The organism is Bradyrhizobium diazoefficiens (genome assembly GCF_016616235.1).
Lineage (GTDB): Bacteria > Pseudomonadota > Alphaproteobacteria > Rhizobiales > Xanthobacteraceae > Bradyrhizobium > Bradyrhizobium diazoefficiens_H.
The window spans coordinates 7,447,644-7,465,286 of the sequence record NZ_CP067100.1 but is presented as its reverse complement, the minus strand read 5'-3'; the positions used below and the strand labels follow the sequence as shown (position 1 = coordinate 7,465,286).

Annotated in this window: 14 protein-coding genes; 9 read left to right on the top strand and 5 right to left on the bottom strand. The window is 64.7% G+C overall.

The window, feature by feature from the left end; genetic code table 11:
• The first annotated feature begins 6 nt into the window (after nt 1-6).
• The 4 genes from JJB99_RS35100 to JJB99_RS35085 all read left to right on the top strand — a co-directional run bounded on the left by JJB99_RS35100 (nt 7) and on the right by JJB99_RS35085 (nt 2,842).
• Nucleotides 7-1,401: an AtzE family amidohydrolase gene (locus JJB99_RS35100; protein WP_200496654.1), complete on the top strand. Its 1,395-nt coding sequence runs from the start codon at nt 7-9 to the stop codon at nt 1,399-1,401.
• A 1-nt stretch (nt 1,402) separates the two neighbouring features.
• Nucleotides 1,403-1,798, top strand: a complete 396-nt coding sequence (gene hpxZ / locus JJB99_RS35095; protein ID WP_200496653.1) for an oxalurate catabolism protein HpxZ — start codon at nt 1,403-1,405, stop codon at nt 1,796-1,798.
• Complete coding sequence (locus JJB99_RS35090) at nt 1,795-2,517, top strand: GntR family transcriptional regulator (RefSeq protein ID WP_200496652.1); 723 nt, start codon at nt 1,795-1,797, stop codon at nt 2,515-2,517. Before hpxZ ends, JJB99_RS35090 begins: the two co-directional genes overlap by 4 nt.
• A gap of 109 nt (nt 2,518-2,626) precedes the next feature.
• The gene (locus JJB99_RS35085; protein ID WP_200496651.1) at nt 2,627-2,842 is read left to right on the top strand and encodes a hypothetical protein; all 216 of its coding nucleotides are present in this window, start codon (nt 2,627-2,629) and stop codon (nt 2,840-2,842) included.
• A gap of 132 nt (nt 2,843-2,974) precedes the next feature.
• Here the strand turns inward: JJB99_RS35085 and atzF are convergent, their stop codons facing one another.
• Nucleotides 2,975-4,789, bottom strand: coding sequence for an allophanate hydrolase (gene atzF, locus JJB99_RS35080; RefSeq protein ID WP_200496650.1), 1,815 nt, complete (start codon nt 4,787-4,789; stop codon nt 2,975-2,977).
• Nucleotides 4,790-5,138: 349 nt separating this feature from the next.
• On the opposite strand from atzF, the gene JJB99_RS35075 reads away from it, so the two are divergent.
• A complete protein-coding gene (locus JJB99_RS35075) occupies nt 5,139-6,998 on the top strand; it encodes a feruloyl-CoA synthase (protein WP_200496649.1) in 1,860 nt (619 codons plus the stop codon).
• Between the two features lie 375 nt (nt 6,999-7,373).
• Here JJB99_RS35075 and JJB99_RS35070 read toward each other — a convergent pair whose 3' ends face one another.
• Complete coding sequence (locus JJB99_RS35070; RefSeq protein ID WP_200496648.1) at nt 7,374-7,880, bottom strand: MarR family winged helix-turn-helix transcriptional regulator; 507 nt, start codon at nt 7,878-7,880, stop codon at nt 7,374-7,376.
• Nucleotides 7,881-7,963: 83 nt separating this feature from the next.
• Here JJB99_RS35070 and JJB99_RS35065 point away from each other — a divergent pair, with 83 nt between their 5' ends.
• The 3 genes from JJB99_RS35065 (at nt 7,964) to JJB99_RS35055 (ending at nt 12,040) form a co-directional block, all read left to right on the top strand.
• Complete coding sequence (locus JJB99_RS35065) at nt 7,964-9,172, top strand: cytochrome P450 (protein ID WP_200496647.1); 1,209 nt, start codon at nt 7,964-7,966, stop codon at nt 9,170-9,172.
• Nucleotides 9,173-9,205: 33 nt separating this feature from the next.
• On the top strand, nt 9,206-10,417 hold the full coding sequence (locus JJB99_RS35060; RefSeq protein WP_200496646.1) for an ABC transporter substrate-binding protein: 1,212 nt from the start codon (nt 9,206-9,208) through the stop codon (nt 10,415-10,417).
• Between the two features lie 324 nt (nt 10,418-10,741).
• Nucleotides 10,742-12,040 carry an IS4 family transposase gene (locus JJB99_RS35055; protein ID WP_200496377.1) on the top strand — a complete coding sequence of 433 codons (1,299 nt, stop codon included), beginning with the start codon at nt 10,742-10,744 and terminating at the stop codon, nt 12,038-12,040.
• Between the two features lie 29 nt (nt 12,041-12,069).
• Here the strand turns inward: JJB99_RS35055 and JJB99_RS35050 are convergent, their stop codons facing one another.
• Nucleotides 12,070-13,332, bottom strand: a complete 1,263-nt coding sequence (locus tag JJB99_RS35050) for an NAD(P)/FAD-dependent oxidoreductase (RefSeq protein WP_200496645.1) — start codon at nt 13,330-13,332, stop codon at nt 12,070-12,072.
• A gap of 311 nt (nt 13,333-13,643) precedes the next feature.
• Between JJB99_RS35050 and JJB99_RS35045 the strand changes: the two genes are divergently transcribed.
• Complete coding sequence (locus tag JJB99_RS35045) at nt 13,644-14,816, top strand: ABC transporter substrate-binding protein (RefSeq protein WP_200496644.1); 1,173 nt, start codon at nt 13,644-13,646, stop codon at nt 14,814-14,816.
• Nucleotides 14,817-15,029: 213 nt separating this feature from the next.
• Here the strand turns inward: JJB99_RS35045 and JJB99_RS35040 are convergent, their stop codons facing one another.
• Complete coding sequence (locus JJB99_RS35040; protein ID WP_200496643.1) at nt 15,030-16,901, bottom strand: bifunctional sugar phosphate isomerase/epimerase/4-hydroxyphenylpyruvate dioxygenase family protein; 1,872 nt, start codon at nt 16,899-16,901, stop codon at nt 15,030-15,032.
• The gene (locus JJB99_RS35035) at nt 16,898-17,635 is read right to left on the bottom strand and encodes an ABC transporter ATP-binding protein (protein ID WP_200496642.1); all 738 of its coding nucleotides are present in this window, start codon (nt 17,633-17,635) and stop codon (nt 16,898-16,900) included. Before JJB99_RS35035 ends, JJB99_RS35040 begins: the two co-directional genes overlap by 4 nt.
• Nucleotides 17,636-17,643: the final 8 nt, after the last annotated feature.

The following is a 17,643-nucleotide window of genomic DNA, read 5'->3' as shown; positions in this document are numbered from 1 at the left end:
GCTGCCATGACCGCCAAGCCAGAGATGACGGGCGCAGAGATCGCCACCGCGGTTGCCGGCCGCAAGATGTCAGCGCGCGATGCCATCGAAGCGGCTCTTGCACGCATCAAGCAGCACGACACCATCCTCAATGCCTTCACCGACGTCACGGCCGAGCGGGCTCGTGCGAAAGCGCGCGCGATCGATGCCGATATCGCCGCGGGCAAGACCGTCGGTCCGCTCGCCGGTGTGCCCTTCGCGGTGAAGAACCTGTTCGATGTCGCCGGACTTCCGACCCGGGCCGGCTCCAGGATCAACCGCGACCTCGCGCCGGCCAAGCGTGACGCCACGCTGATCGAGCGGATGGAAGCGGCCGGCGCCGTGCTCGTCGGCGCGCTCAACATGGGTGAATACGCCTATGACTTCACCGGCGAGAACGTCCATGACGGTCCCTCGCGCAATCCGCACGACACCACGCGGATGACCGGCGGCTCCTCCGGCGGCTCCGGCAGCGCCGTGGGCGGCGCGCTGGTGCCGATTGCGCTCGGCTCGGACACCAATGGTTCGATCCGGGTGCCGTCCTCGTTCTGCGGCATCTTTGGCCTGAAGCCGACCTATGGCCGGCTATCGCGCGCGCGCTCGTTCCCGTTCGTCGCGAGCCTCGATCATCTCGGTCCGTTCGCGCGCTCCGTCACCGACCTTGCGCTCGCCTATGACGTGATGCAGGGCCCGGATGCCGACGACAGCGCCTGCGCGACGCGTGGGCTCGAGCCGACGCTGCCGCTGCTTGGCAATCCGGTTTCGGACCTGCGCATTGCGATCGCCGGCGGCTACTTCCAGAAGAACGTGTTTCCGGAAGCTGTCGAGGCCGTCAGCCGCGTCGCCAAGGCGCTTGGCGCAACGCAGGTGGTCGATATTCCCGAAGCCGCGCGCGCCCGCGCGGCGGCTTATGTCATCACCACCACCGAAGGCGCCTCGCTGCATCTCGATCGCCTGCGCAAGCGGCCGAACGATTTCGATCCGGCGGTGCGCGACCGGCTGATCGCAGGCGCGATGGTGCCGGCGCCGCTGGTCGACCGCGCACAAAAATTCCGCCGCTGGTATCGCGCCCAGTTCGCCGAGATATTCAAATCGGTCGACGTGCTGATTGCGCCGGCGACACCCTGCACCGCGCCAAAGCTCGGTCAGGTGAATTTCAACCTCGACGGCGTCGAGCTGCCGGTGCGCGCCAACATCGGCATCCACACCCAGCCGATCTCCTTCATCGGCCTGCCTGTGGTCGCAGTTCCCGTGCCGCTCGAGCCGCTGCCAATCGGCGTGCAGATCATCGTCGCGCCCTGGCGCGAGGACATCGCGCTGCGCGTCGCGTACACGTTGGAAAAGATGGGCGTCGTCGCTGCGCCCGCGTCGAGAGGACTTTGAGATGGAGGTCGATCTCCCTGACGTGATCGCGGAAGTCAAAGCCGCGTTCGAACGCTATGAGCAGGCCCTCGTCAGCAACGACGTCGCCGTGCTCGGCGAGCTGTTCCGCAATGATTCCCGCACCCTGCGCTACGGCATCGGCGAGAACCTCTACGGCTACCAGGCGATCGCCGGCTTCCGCGCCGCCCGCTCGCCGGTCGGCCTCAATCGTCGCACTGCGAAGACCGTCATCACCAGCTATGGCCGCGACACGGCCGTCGCCTCGACGCTTTTCTATCGCGAGACCTTGCCGGGCAAGGTCGGCCGGCAGATGCAGACCTGGATTCGCTTCCCGGAGGGCTGGCGCGTCGTCGCCGCCCATGTCAGCATCATCGACGAGCCGAAAGAGACCGTATGACGCTTGACGATCTTCCGCGCGGGACGTTGCCGGCCGAGCCGGTGGTGCCACGGGTCGACCGGGCGCAGCCCAGCGTGCACAAGGTCACGCGCGCCGAAGAATTGCGCCTGCAGCTCGCCGACGAGATCGTGCGCGGGACCCTGGCCCCCGGTGCGCCGCTGGACGAGACCGACATCGCGCGCCGCTTCAACGTCTCGCGCACGCCGGTGCGCGAGGCGCTGCGCCAGCTGGTCGCAAGCGGCCTCGTCGAGGCACGGCCGCATCGCGGGGCGGTGGTGGCGCAGCCCTCGATCGAGCGGCTCAAGAGCATGTTCGACGCGATGGCGGAGCTGGAGGCATTGTGCGCCGGCCTTGCGGCCGAGCGCATGTCCGCCGCCGAGCGTCATGGTCTCGAGGCTGTTCACGAAGAGCTGCGAGTTTTGAGCTACGCCGGCAATCCCGATCGCTTCCACGAGGTCAACGAGCGCTTCCACAACGCGATCTATGCGGGATCGCAGAATGGCTACATCGCCGAGATCACGCTCGCCACCCGCGTGCGCGTGCAGCCGTTCCGTCGCGCCCAGTTCCGCAATCTCGGCCGATTGGCAAAATCGCAGGCCGAGCACGACCGCATCGTTGTCGCCATCATGCGCGGCGACAAGCAGGGCGCCGCCGCGGCGATGCGCGCGCATATCGAATTGGTGCGCGGCGAATACGAGATCTACGCGGTCTCGGTCTGAGTTCCGCACCGTTGCACGTTCACCATGAGGTGAAGGCGCGCCGTCTGCTGCCAGGAACCGGGCTTTGCCTCGATTGTTTCCCACCATCGATCCGAAAAGGAGAAACCTCATGGCATCCTCCGAGAAAGATCCTCGCCATCACACCCAGAAGATGAAGCAGCGTCTCCAGGAGACGGTGACGCATCTGCGCGAAGACATCCGCAAGGTCGACGAGCCGCAGCTCGCCGCGATGTTTGAAACCTCGGCCGAAGTCCTGTCCGGCCTTGTCAAGGCATTCGACGATTACGAAAAGAAGAACGAAGCCGCCTGGCGCAAATCGGCGTGAATGAAATCAGTGCCGTAGGATGGGCAAAAGGTGCGAAGCGCCGTGTCCACTACCTATCTCGACGAATGATGAGGGTGGGCACGCTTCCGCCTTCGCTCTTTGAGCTACGGCGGACAAGTTGCTTTGCCCATCCTACGAGACTTGCCTCGCCGCGGCTTCCTTCATATAGGCGCGCCATCCGCCATACGCCGTGATATCGCGGGCGTCACCCAACACTTCCGGCTCGACCAGAAATCCCTTCACGCGGGGGCCATCGGCTAGCCTGATGGTGCCGATCGCCATCGGCGCGGGGATCGCGTTGACGAACTTGCCGAAGGCGGAGGATGACAGTGACCAGATCTCCAGCTCGATCGAGGCGCCTGTCCCGGCCTCGACGCGCAGCAGGCCCGGCTTCGGCGGCGTGGTCTTGAGTGCATAGAGCTTGTAATCGGGGGCGGTCCTGGTCGCTTCGACCAGCTTTGCGTTCAGCGCCGTCAATTCGCCGTTGAGTGCCATGCCGGAGAGATGCGCACCGACCACCGCGATCGGAATTTCGTCGGTGCCCCTTGCTGGCAGTGGCGCGAGCGCAGGTTGCGCCACGCGCTTTGCACCCATGGTCAGCTCCGTATCCGCGTGGAAGACGCGTCCGATGCTGGCGAGCAGCGCATCGCGTCCAGCCGGCGCGAGCAGCGTAATGCCGAACGGAATGCCGTCCGCACGCATCGATGCCGGCACCGCAAGACCGCACAGGTCGAGCAGGTTGACGAAGTTGGTGTAGGTGCCGAGCCGGCTGTTGAGCTCGATCGGATTGGCCAGCACCTGCGCAGTCGTATACGCCGTCGGCGCCGTCGGCAGCACCAGCGCGTCGACGTTTGCGAAGGTGCGCTCGGCGATCTTGCGCAGTCCCTGCAGGCGATACAGCGCGGAGAAGGTTTCTGCGGCCGTGAGCCGCGCGCCCGCCGCGGTGATATCGCGCGTCACCGGATGAATCGAATCAGGCGCGGACGCCAGCAGACCCTTGATCACGAGATAGCGCTCGGCGACCCACGGTCCCTCATACAGCAGCCGCGCCGTCTCGTAGAGCGGCTCGAGGTCGAACTCGACCAGGCCAGCACCGAGCGCGGTCCAGCGCTTCAGCGCCTCGCCATAGGCGGCCTCCGCCGTCTTGTCGCCGAAGAAAATCAGTTGGCCGCTGCGCGGCACGCCGAGGCGCAGGTTCGCCGGAAACGTCGTGATCGCGCCGAGCGGCCGGTCGCGCGAGAACGGATCGGCCTGGTCGGGGCCGGCCAAGACGGAGAGCGCGAGCGCGGCGTCGTCCACCGTCAGCGCGAACACCGAGATGCAGTCGAGCGTGCGGCAGGCCGGCACCAGGCCCGCGGTCGAGATCATGCCGAGGCTCGGCTTCAGCCCGACGATATTGTTGAGCATCGCCGGCACGCGGCCTGAGCCGGCGGTGTCGGTGCCGAGCGACAGCGGCACGAGGCCAGCGCCGACCGCCACGGCGGAGCCCGAGCTCGATCCGCCGGGGATGAGATCCTCGCGGATCGGGTTCTTCGGGATGCCGTAGGGCGAGCGCACGCCGACGAGGCCGGTCGCGAACTGGTCGAGATTGGTCTTGCCGATGATGATCGCGCCCGCTGCGCGCAGCCGTTCGACCGCGGTCGAATCGTGCGTCGGCGTATAGGAGAAGGTGGGGCAGGCCGCGGTGGTGGGAAATCCGAGGGCGTCGATATTGTCTTTCACTGCGACCGGCACGCCATAGAGCGGTAGGCCGGCCGCGTCCTTCGTGGCGAGCTTTTCGGCTTCCGCAATCGCGTCCTGCTCGTCGCGCAGGCTGATGAAGACGGCGGGGTCGTTGTGGTCGCGGATGCGCTGATAAGTCCGCGTGATCGTCTGCGCCGGCGTCATCGTGCCCGCACGATGCGCGGCCACGATCGCGGCGATCGTTTCAGGCTGCTCAGCCCCCATAGCGACAAAACTCCGGCAACTTGTCCTCGCCTGGATTGAAGCAAGCGACGTGCCATTGTGTACATTACCGGGGCAGCGACCAGTGCTCCGGATATTGTCGAGCTATCATGCAGTTATAGGATATTTCGACCAGCCGATGTGTCGCAGCCCTAGCGCCCGTTCGAGGGCATTTGCATATGTTTTGAGCAGCTGGGTCGGGCGGAGCAGGACAGAATCCACAGGAGCTGATCTTGTCTTCGCCCTGCCGGTCGTGTGACGACAACGGTTGCTGTGCTCAACATTACGGCCAAAGCAGCCCGGAACGAGGCTGCGGACGATCCCGGGTCCCGACCGGGCGAGGAGGAAACCCATGACGACGGCCGCCCACCGCGGTGACGCCTCTCACCTGTTCGCAACGCCAAGAACCGTCGCCGAGCACCGCGCCGACGGCAGCATCGTGCTGCGCTCGCCGGAGCCCTTGCGCGAGAGCGCGGGCTGCATCGGCGACTGGCTGGAGCATTTTGCGCGGCAGACGCCCGACATGATCTTCCTTGCCGAGCGCGGCAATGCCGACGCGCCCTGGACCACCGTGACCTATGCCCAGGCGTTGCGGCAGGTGCGTGCGGCTGCGTCCTGGATCCTGGCGCAGGGGCTCAGCGCCGAGCGTCCGCTCGTGATTCTCTCCGACAACAGCATCGACCATGCGCTGCTGGCGCTCGCCGCCCAGCATGTCGGCGTGCCCTCAGCCGCGATCTCGCCGGCTTATTCGCTGATGTCGAAAGACTTCGACAAGCTGAAGAGCATGATCGCGTTGCTCGAACCCGGCGCGATCTATGTCTCCGCGACAAAGCCGTTTGCGGCGGCCCTGGCCGCGATCAAGCCATTCCACAATGCGCAGATCATCAGCGGCAATGCCGATGATGCCGATGCGTTGGCGTTCCGCACCGTCGCGGCGACGCCGGAGACGCCCGAGGTCGCAAAGGCGTTCACCGCAGTGACGCCGGATACGATCGCAAAATTCCTGTTCACCTCGGGCTCCACCGGAACGCCCAAGGCGGTCATCAACACCCAGCGCATGCTGACCTCGAGCCAGCAGGCCAAGGCGCAGACCTGGACCTTCCTCGAGCCAGGCCGCGGCGACCTGGTCATTCTCGACTGGCTGCCCTGGAGTCATACCTTCGGTGCCAACCACAATTTCAATCTCGTGCTGCGCAATGGCGGCTCGCTCTACATCGATAGTGGCAAGCCGGCACCCGGTCTCTTTGCGACGTCACTCGCCAACTTGAAGAGCGTGATGCCGACAGTCTATTTCAACGTGCCGCGCGGCTTTGACATACTGATCGCGGCGCTGCGCGGCGATGACGAGTTGCGTCGCCGCTTCTTCAGGGAGGTGAAGTTCGCCTTCTATGCCGGCGCCGCCTTGCCGCAGAATCTCTGGGACGCGTTAGAGGAGCTTTCCATCGAGACCGTCGGCCGTGCATTGCCGATGGTCTCGGCCTGGGGCTCGACGGAAACGTCGCCGCTCGCCACAGACTGCCATTTCCTGGCCGAGCGCTCCGGCAATATTGGCGTGCCGATTCCCGGCACCGAGCTGAAGCTCGTCACGTCAGGCGACAAGCTGGAGGTGCGGGTGCGCGGCCCCAACGTCACGCCGGGCTATTGGAAGGCGCCGGAGCTGACCAGACAGGCCTTTGACGAGGAGGGCTTCTATCTCATCGGCGACGCGGTGAAATTCGCGGATCCCGTGCGGCCTGAACGCGGGCTGTTCTTCGACGGCCGCGTTGCCGAAGATTTCAAGCTCAATTCCGGCACCTGGGTCAGCGTCGGCACGCTGCGCGTTGCCGGCATCGCCGCACTGGCGCCGCTTGCGCAGGACATTGTTGTTGCCGGCCATGGCGGCGACGAAGTACGCTTCCTGGTGTTCCCGAGCCTTGGTGCCTGTCGGGCCCATGCCGGTCTGCCCGAAACGGCAGATGTGAACGACGTGCTGGCGCATGACAAGGTCAGGGTCGCGATCGCGCAGGGGCTCGCAAGACTGAAGCAGCAGAGCGGCAATTCCTCCGGCCACGCCACCCGCGCACTGCTGCTCGCCGAGCCGCCCTCGGTCGATGGCGGCGAGATCACCGACAAGGGCTACATCAATCAGCGCGCCGTGCTGACACGGCGTGCGGAGGCGGTGGCGCGGTTGAACGATGATGCGGCGGGCGACTGGATCGGTTGCAACGGCTGAGTTGCCTGCTCAACTAATCGCTCCCGTGCCCCGGACGCAGCGCAGCACGCAGTGATGTGCTGCAGAGCCGACCCATCTCTCGTCGTACACATGGGTGCGTGGATCCCGGCTCTGCGTCGCGTCATTTCATGCCGCGCCGCGTCCGGGACACGAGAGCGGCAATGGCCAATAGGCCAGTCAGCCTGCCGCAATATCTTTGTCGATTCTTTTGTTGCCTAAGCAACTAAGTTATGCGAACCCTGCCGGAGAAGAATGACGGCGAAGGAACTGCCGCGTCTGATCTCGGAGGAAACAATGCTCGGTCGCAATGGCACCGTCGGCAGACGCCGGGCCATGCCTGGGAATGAGGGGGGATGGCGCCCGGCGCGCGGCGTGTCAGGCCTCGGTGCTGCCGTCCGTCACCGCGCCGAGATTTTCGTGCAGCCGGCGGAGCAGATCGATCAGCACCTCGCGCTCATCCTTGCTCAGGCACGACAACAGCCGCCGCTCGCGCTCGAACGCCGCGACGATCACCTTGTCATGGGTGGCGCGGCCCTTCGCCGTCAGCGAGATCGAGTGGGTGCGGCCATCGTTCGGATCGGTGCGGATCGACACCAGCCCGCGCTTCTCCAGTCCCGCCAACGTTCGGCTCACCGGGCCCTTGTCGAAGCCGATGACGTGGCAGATGCGCGAGGCCGGGATGCCGGGCTCGATCGCCAGCAGCGACATGATCCGCCATTCCGTGACGTTGACGCCGAACTGCTTCTGATAGAACGCGGTCGCGCTGTTCGAGAGCTTGTTGGCGATGAAGGTGATGAAGGCCGGGACGTAACGGTCGAGGTCGAGCGTCGGCCCTGCCTCGGCAGTCGCAGTTTTCTGGCGGGCTCTGGTCGAAGGCGGCATGTCGGGCTTCTGGCTCGTGGCGTGCCGGCAGACCTAAGGGCAAGCGCCGCCCTTTCACAAGATCAAAATGAGGGAGGACTTCAATGAGCGCATCCGGCTCCCCTGCTTCAGGCGTCCCGCATCTCGACGTCGATCCCTTCGCGATGAATTTTTTTGCCGATCCCTATCCTGTGCATGAGCTGCTGCGGGAGGCGGGGCCGATCGTCTATCTCGATAAGTGGAACGTCTACGGCGTGGCGCGCCATGCCGAGGTCCATGCTGTCCTGAACGATCCCGCGACGTTCTGCTCCAGCCGCGGCGTTGGTCTCTCGGACTTCAAGAAGGAGGCGCCCTGGCGGCCGCCGAGCCTGATTCTCGAAGCCGATCCGCCTGCGCACACCCGCACGCGGGCCGTGTTGTCAAAGGTGCTGTCGCCGACCGTGATGAAAGGGCTGCGCGACCGCTTTGCAGCGGCAGCCGAGAAGCGGGTCGATGCGCTGCTGGAGAAGCGCAGCTTCGACGCGATCACGGATCTCGCGGAAGCCTATCCGCTCTCGATCTTTCCGGATGCGCTGGGCCTGAAGCCGGAGGGCCGCGAACATCTGATTCCCTACGCGAGCGTCGTGTTCAATGCGTTCGGCCCGCCCAACGAGCTGCGCCAGGAGGCCATTGCGCGCTCGGCGCCGCACCAGGCCTATGTCACCGCGCAGTGCCAGCGCGATAACCTCACGCCCGCCGGCATCGGAGCCTGCATTCACGCCCATGTGGACGAGGGTGCGATCACGGCGGAAGAGGCGCCGCTGCTGGTGCGATCATTGCTGTCGGCCGGCCTGGACACCACCGTCAATGGCATCGGTGCGGCGGTCTACTGCCTCGCGCGCTTCCCGGAGCAATGGCAGCGCTTGCGTGCCGATCTCACACTGGCCCGTAACGCTTTCGAGGAGGCGGTGCGGTTTGAGAGTCCGGTGCAGACGTTCTTCCGCACCACCACGCGCGATGTCGAGCTCTCCGGCGCGACGATCGGCGAGGGCGAGAAGGTGCTGATGTTCCTCGCCGCCGCCAATCGCGATCCGCGGCGCTGGGACAGGCCGGACGATTACGACATCACGCGCCGCACCTCCGGTCATGTCGGCTACGGCTCCGGCATCCACATGTGCGTCGGCCAGCTCGTGGCGCGCCTGGAAGGCGAGACGATGCTTACGGCGCTGGCCCGCCGCGTCGCCAGCATCGAGATCACGGGCGAGCCGAAGCGCCGCTTCAACAATACGCTACGCGGGCTGGACAGCCTGCCGGTGACCATCACACCGGCCTGACCGCGGCGGCAAGTCAAAACAGGGGAGGGAGCGATGAAACATCTGAAGTGGACGCTCGCGCTGGCCGCGAGCCTTGCGGCTAGTTCAGCAGGCGCGGAGATTTCCGACAATGTCGTGCGTGTCGGCGTGCTCAACGACATCTCAGGCATCTTCCAGGACACCAACGGCATGGGGTCCGTCGAGGCCGCGCGCATGGCGGCTGAGGACTTCAACGGCGGCGGCAAAGGCATCAAGGTCGAGATCGTCTATGCCGATCATCAGAACAAGGCGGACGTCGGCAATGCGATTGCGCGCAAATGGCTTGATGTCGAAGGCGTCGATGCCATCGTCGACGTGCCGAACTCGGCCGTCGGCCTTTCCATCAACACGCTCTTGCGCGACAGCCGCATGACGTTCCTGGCGTCATCCACGGCAAGCTCGGATCTCACCGGCAAGGCCTGCTCGCCCAACACCATCCAGTGGGTCAACGACGCCTGGGCGACCGGCAACACCACGGCGGCGGCGATGATGTCCCGTGGTGGCAAGGACTGGTATTTTCTGACGGTCGACTACGCGCTCGGCAAGGGCATCGAGGCGGAAGCGCAAAAGTATATCGAAGCGCATGGCGGCAAGGTGCTCGGCTCATCCAAACATCCGCTCGGCACCTCCGACTTCGCCTCCTTCCTGTTGCAGGCGCAGGGCTCGAAGGCGCAAGTGATCGGCCTTGCCAACGCCGGCGGCGACACCATCAACGCGGTGAAGCAGGCCGCAGAGTTCGGCATCCAGCAGGGCGGGCAGAAGCTCGTCGCCTTCCTGCTCTTCATCAACGACGTCCACGGCATGGGCATCAAGGTCGCGCAGGGCCTCCAGCTGATGGAAGCCTTCTATTGGGACATGAACGACGACACCCGCGCGTTTGCAAAACGCTTTGCGGCGCGGCCGGGCATGAATGGCAAGATGCCGAGCGGCAACCAGGCCGGCGTCTATGCCTCTACGCTCGCTTATCTCAATGCGGTCGCGGCAACCGGCAGCGACAATGCGAAGGAGGTCGTGCCCGAGATGAAGAAGTTCAGGGGCAAGGACAAGCTGTTCGGCGACACCACGATCCGCCAGGACGGCCGCGTCGTGCATCCCATGTACCTGTTCGAGGTGAAGAAGCCGGAGGAGTCGAAATATCCCTACGACTATTACAAGCTGGTCTCGACAATACCGGCGGACCAGGCGTTCCGGCCGCTGGCGGAGGGTGGGTGCGAATTGGTAAAGTAAGCCGTGGGCGCGGTCTCCTTCACCCTCCCCTGGAGGGGAGGGGTCGATCGCGCGCAGCGCGAGCGGGGTGGGGTGATCTCTCCACACGGACACTGTTGGAGGTGGAGAGACCGTCACCCCACCCCGCTACGCATTTCGCTTCGCTGCATGCGTAGCGACCCTCCCCCTCCAGGCTAAGGCGTGCACACGATTTTTCTTGCCTTGAGGGAATCGAGTCTGATTCCTTGCGGTGCGGTTTGCAAGAAGGATAACCGCATTGAAGGCAGGAATGGATTGGTCAGTCGGCCGTTTTGGTGACGTTCGACTGGCCAAAAGGGGGCGCTGTTGTTGCAGCGCGCCGTCGAACGCGTCACGATGAACCTGCGCGCAGCCGCCGATGGCCGTGCCGAATGGGTGGGGTTCAGCCGCTGGCTGAACAATCCGAGCGTGACAGTGGATGAGATCGCCGGGCATGGCGCAGAGGTGCTGTCGGAGCGGGTTGCAGGGCTGCATGCGCTTGCGATCCAGGACACGACGGAACTGAACTATGCGAGGCATGCCGGCCGGGTCCGGGGCCTTGGCCCTTCCGGTAACGGGATTGACCCGGGCTTGTTTGTGCATCCGGTATTGGCAGTTGACGCCGGGAGCGGAGCCTTGCTCGGGCTCGCTGGGATGCAGATTTGGACGCGCCGGGGGCCTGCATCGCCTGATTACCGAAACCAGCCGATCGAAGAGAAGGAGTCCTATCGTTGGATCAAGGGCGCTGCGGGCGCCAAGAGTGCGCTTGCTGCGGCGGCGATGATCACGGTGATTGGCGACCGTGAGAGCGACATTTACGAAGAATTTGACCGGATTCCTGACGCTCGGACCCATTTGCTCACGCGCGTCTGTCGCGATCGCGCCTTGGTGGGTGGCGGAAGGTTGTTTGATATTGCCCAGAACTGGCCGGTCCAGCATCGCTTCGATTTGGAGGTTCGGGCACAGCCCGGCCGTCCGGCCCGAACGGCCAAGATCGCACTGCGCTTTGGCGAGGTGACCATCAAGCGCCCGGCCAACTGCAGCGACCGGAAAGCGGCGCATCAATTGACGTTGCGTTTGGTAGAGGTGAAGGAACTCGATCCCTCTGTCGAAGAGCCGATCCACTGGCGCCTTGTTACTACTCATGCGGTGACGACGGTTGAGCAAGCGCTGCAGATTGTCGCTTGGTACCGTCAGCGCTGGCACATCGAGCAGCTGTTCCGCACCAGCAAAAGCCAAGGGCTCGACATCGAGAGCAGCCAGGTCGAGGCGGCCGAGGCGCTGTTCAAGCTCGCCGCCATCGCGGTGATGGCAGCTATCAAGATCATGCAACTCGTCCTCGCCCGCGACGGCACGGTCGACCGTCCGGCCACTGACGTAGTGCCGGCGGACCAGCTGCCGATACTCAAAACCTTGCAGGTCAAGCTCGAAGGCAAAACCGTCAAGCAAAAGAACCCTCATCCCGAGCACTCCATCGCTTGGCTTGCATGGATCATTGCTCGGCTCGGAGGATGGACCGGCTACGCCTCCGAGCGGCCGCCCGGCCCCATCACCATGCGAAGAGGTTGGCACCGCTTCGAGCAGATGGCTCTCGGTTGGAGGCTCCGAGAAGTGTGCACGCCTTAGCCTGGAGGGGGAGGGTAAGAGAAGTCTCGCTACACCACCTTGCTTGATCCCTGCGTGATCAGCCGCGCTGCGCGCTGATCTCGCGCGTAGGTCCACAGCCAGCTCAGCGCAACGCTGAGGCGGTGGCGAAGGCCGATCAGGAAATAGATGTGGGCGATGCCCCAGATCCACCACGCGATGGTGCCGCGCAGCTTGATCTTGCCAAAATCGATCACTGCGAGCCGCTTGCCGATCTGGGCGAGGCTGCCGGCGTGCTTGTAGCGGAAAGGGGCGGTCGGCGCGCCGCGCAGCCGCGCCTTGATCGTTTCGGCGACGTGCTTCCCCTGCTGCTTCGCCGCCGGCGCGATGCCGGGTACCGGCTTGCCGTCCCAGGCGTTGATCGAAATTGTGTCGCCGATCGCAAAGATCTCGGGATGGCCGGGAATCGTCAGGTCGTCCTCGACCTGCACGCGTCCGGCGCGATCGCTTGGCGCGCCCAGCCATTCCGCTGCGGGCGAAGCGCGCACGCCGGCGGCCCAGATCCTTGTCTTCGCATTCAAGCGTTGTCCGCCGAACACGACACCGTCGCGATCGATCTCGGTCACCGCCTGCCCCAGCACGACCTCGACGCCAATCTTCTCGAGCGAGGCCTGCGCATAGGCCGACAGATCATCCGCAAAGCCCGCCAGCACGCGCGGACCGGCCTCGATCAGCACCACGCGCGCCTTGGTCGTGTCGATGTTGCGGAAATCACCCGGCAAGGTGCGGTGGGCCATCTCCGCGATGGTGCCGGCGAGCTCGACGCCGGTCGGGCCGGCGCCGACGATCACAAACGTCAGCCGCGCCGCGCGCCTGGCCGGATCGGTCTCACGCTCGGCGCGTTCGAACGCCACCAGGATGTGCCGGCGCAAGGTGGTGGCATCCTCCAGCGTCTTCAGGCCGGGCGCGAACTGCTCCCATTCGTCATGGCCGAAATAGGCGTGCCGCGCGCCGGTGGCGAGCACCAGCGTGTCGTAGGGCACCTCGCTGCCGTCATCGATCAGCACGCAGCGCCTGCCGGCATCGACGCCGCTAACGGTCGCAAACAGCGTCGTCACCTCGCGCCGATCGCGCATGAGATGCCGGACCGGCCAGGCGATTTCGCTGGTCGCGAGCGAGGCGGTCGCGACCTGATAGAGCAGCGGCTGAAACAGATGGTGGTTGCGGCGGTCGATCAGCGTGATCTCGACCGGCGCGCCCGCGAGCCGGTAGGTCGTCTCAAGCCCGCCGAAGCCGGCTCCGACGATGACGACGCGATGCGGTGTCGTAGTCATGATGCGTCCCCGAATCTCACTGCTGCTCTTACCCATTTAAGTGCGGATTGGCCGCCGCGGTCCAATAGCCGTCATCAATCGCTGCATAGGCCCGGTGTATCGATCAGGCGCGAAAAAGCGCCGCAGGCTTAATAAGGCCTTGGCCGAAGTGAGTAGAATTATATTTCTTGCCATCGGCGATTGGGGCGAAATATGGTGCAGGGGCGGGCATTGAGCCATTGGCGGCGCGACAGATTTTGCGTTCAATAGAGACAGACCCGGGGGCGGCAATCACCCCGTTTCCGGGATCAATAATAAGGAGGGGAGTGGTTATGAAGACAGCATTCTGGCTGGCGGGGGCGGCTGCGCTCGCACTGGCAAGTCCGGCATCCGCCGGCGACACCATCAAGATCGGTTTCGTCTCGACCTTCAGCGGCCCGACCGCCGTGATCGGCAACGACATGCGCAACTCGTTCGAGCTCGCGCTCGATCATCTCGGGCGCAAGATGGATGGCAAGCCGGTCGAGGTGATCTACGAGGACGACGGCCAAAAGCCTGACGTCGGCAAACAGAAGACCGAGAAGTTGGTGCAGTCCGACAAGGTCGACTTCATCGTCGGCTACATCTGGTCGAACGTGCTGCTGGCCTCGCTCAAGACCGCGGTCGACTCCCAGACCTTCCTGATCTCGGCCAATGCCGGCCCGTCGCAGCTCGCGGGCGAGCTGTGTTCGCCTTACGTGTTCTCGACTTCCTGGCAGAACGACCAGACGCCGGCCGCCGTGGGCCTCTACATGAACGCGAACGGCGTCAAGAGCGTGTTCCTGATCGGCCCGAACTATGCCGCCGGCAAGGACATGCTCGCCGGCCTCAAGAGCACCTTCAAGGGCGAAATCAAGGGCGAGGAATATACGGTCTGGCCGAGCCAGCTCGATTTCTCCGCCGAGCTCTCCAAGGCGCGCGCCTCCGGGGCCGAGTCGATCTTCGTGTTCTATCCGGGTGCTGCCGGCGTGCAGTTCCTCAACCAATATGCGCAGGCCGGCCTGAAGAGCACGATGCCGCTCTACACCGCCTTCACCGTCGACGAGCTGTCGCTGCCGCTCCAGAAGGAGAACGCGCTCGGCGTTCCCGGCGCGCAGGAGTGGGTCAACGATCTCCCCAACGAGCAGAACAAGCGCTTTGTCGCCGACTATCGCAAGAAGTATCCTGGCCTGCGTCCGACCTATTACGGCGCGCAAGCCTATGACGCAGCCCAGCTCATCAACAGCGCGGTCGTCGCGGTGAAGGGCGACACCAGCAAGAAGGACGCGATGAAGGCCGAGATGGAGAAGGCTAATTTCAAGTCGCTGCGCGGCCCCTTCAAATTCGGCAATAACCACATACCGATCCAGAATTTCTATTTGCAGGACGTGGTGAAGGGCGCCGGTGGTGAGCTTTCGCTGAAGACCGTTGCCACCATCGTCACTGATGACCAGGACCGCTTCCACGACAAGTGCCCGATGAAGTGAGGTCTCTCCCTCTCCCCGCTTGCGGGGAGAGGGTTAGGGTGAGAGGGAGTCTCCGCGGGGACAGAGCGAGACGAATTCCTCGATGGCTCGCAATGACGTGTTGAGAGAGCGTTGCTCCTAATTGTCATGCGACCCGCGGAGACTCCCCCTCACGCGGAATTCAAGCTGCGCTCGAATTCCGGCCTCTCTCCGCACACGGGGAGAGGCGAAGGCCTACACCCGCGGCATGCTGGCAGGCCGCACCTCGCGGGCCTGTGCTGCCAGCCTGATGCCGGCATTGGCCGCGCCAAAGCCCTGGTAATTCCTGCGCTCGACGATCTCGAAGAAGAACCGCTCGTCGAAGATGTGGGTGTAGACCTGGAAGAACTCGCCGCCGCCTTCGCGGTCGTAGAGGATGTGGTTGGCACGGAGCTGCGCCATCAGCTCGGGGGCGAGGTCGTATTTGGCTTCGATGTCGTCGTAGTAGTTATCGGGGATATCCAGGAAGTCCGCGCCGCGCTTGCGCATCTCCGCGACTGCCACGAAGATGTCGTTGCAGGAGAACGCGACGTGCTGCACGCCTGAACCGAAAAACTCCGAGATGAAGCGCGACGGCAGGGTACGGTTGGCGGAGGAGCCGTTGAGCACGAAGCGCAGGCTCTGGTCCGCATTGATAATGGCCTGGCTCTGCACGAGGCCCCTGGGATCGGCGATCTCCATCTGCGGCAGGCGCTTGAGGTCGAGGATGCCGGTGTAGAACAACAGCCACGACAGCATCTCGTCATAGGGCATCGACTGCGCGATGTGGTCGACGGCGAGCAGGGCGCCGCTGCCGGCAGTGCTGGTGACAGGCTCGAAATCCGTGTCCCAGTTCTTGCCGGCCTGATCGAGGAAATACAGAAGGCTGCCGCCGACGCCGTGGATCGCGGGGATCTCCAGCTCACCCGGTCCGACCGGCTGGTAGAAGGTGCGCGCCTTCAGGGTTTCGGCGCGCTGCATGGCGAGGCCGGCATTGTCGACGTCGATTGCGATGGCGCAGACGCCGGGGCCATGGGTGACGTAGTGCGAATGCGCAAAGCTGTCGGTCTCGCAATTGGTGACGAGCTCGATCTTGCCCTGCGACCAGCGCTCCACCGCCTTGCTGCGGTGCTTGCCGGACTTGCGGAAACCGAGCTGGGAGAACAGGCGGGCGAGATCGCCGGCCTTGGTCTCGTTGACCGCGAACTCGATGAACCCAGTGCCGCCGCTCTTGGCCTTCGGCGCCAGCGGCTCGCCGGCAAATTCCGGCCAGTCCGGCGCGAGCTGGTCCTCCAGCAGGATCAGCGAGCGCAGGCCATCGACTGCCGTCTGTGCGGCCGAGCCGGCGCGGAACTGGTCATTGAATATTTCCAGCGACAGCGGTCCGGCATAGCTGGTCGCTGCGATCGCTGCCATGAACTCGGCGACCGGCAGATCGCCCTGGCCGGGAAAGGAGCGGAAGTGCCGGCTCCACGACAGGATATCGAGTTCGAGCTTGGGCGCATCGGCGAGCTGCACCAGAAAGATCTTGTCGCCGGGGATCGAAGCCATCGCGCGGACCGGGAAGCCGGGCGCCAGCGCGTGAAAGCTGTCGAGGATGACGCCGATCGCGGCATGATCGGCGCGGCGCACGATCTCCCAGGCGTCGCGGTAGTCGTTGACGTGGCGTCCCCAGGCCAGTGCCTCGTAGCCGACGCGCAAGTTACGTTTGCCGGCGCGCTCGCCGAGCTCGCGAAAATCGGCCGCGGCGCGATCGATGCCGCCGAGCGAGTGAGGCGAGACGTTGGAACAGATCAGCAAGAGGTCGGTGCCGAGCTCCTGCATCAGATCGAACTTGCGCTCGGCGCGGGCAAAATTGCGCGCGCGCTGCGGCTCCGGCATACCCTCGAAATCACGGAACGGCTGGAACGCGCAGATCTCGAGATTAAGGTCGCGACAGAGCTTTGCGATGTCGCGCGGGCCTGCGCCGAACGAGAGCAGGTCGTTCTCGAAAATCTCGACGGCATCGAAGCCGGCGGCTGCGATGGCGCGGAGCTTTTCGTCCAAGGCCCCCGACAGAGAGACGGTCGCGATCGAGCGCTTGTTCATGCTGCATTGTCCTCCATGGCGCCGCCGAGGAACAATTGGCCGATGCGTGGATCGTTCAGGATGCGCTCCGCCTTGTCGACCATGCGGGTCTGACCGAGTTCGAGCACGATGCCGAAATCGGAGATTTCCAGCGCCGAGCGCGCGTTCTGCTCGATCATCAGGATGGTGACGCCGCGATCACGCAGGGATTTGAGGATGTCGAAGGTCTGCTGCACCATCAGCGGCGACAGGCCGATCGAGGGCTCGTCGATCAGCACGAGTTTTGGTTCGAGCAGCAGCGAACGTGCGATCTCGAGCTGCTTCTGCTCGCCGCCCGAGAGCGTGGAAGCCTGCTGCGCCGACTTGCGGCGCAGCGCGGGAAACAGGTCGAGCGCGGCTTCGATCCGCTTGGGCAGGTCGAGACCCTTGCCGGCGGCGACGCCGCCGAGCTCGATATTGTGGCGCACCGACAACTCGGGAAAGATGTTGCGGCCCTGCGGCACGTAGCAGATGCCGGCATTGAGCAGCGCGCGCTGGCTCAAATTGGTGACGTCGCGGCCCGCAAAGCTGATCTTGCCCTCGCGCAGCTTGAGCAGGCCGAAGATCGCCTTGAACACGGTGGACTTGCCGGCACCGTTCGGGCCGATGATGGTGGTGATGCTCGCCTGCGGCACGGCGAAGGTCGTGCCGTTCAGGATCGTCATCTTGCCGTAGCCGCCGACGAGATTGTGAACCGAGAGGATCGGGTCGCCCATGGCTCGCT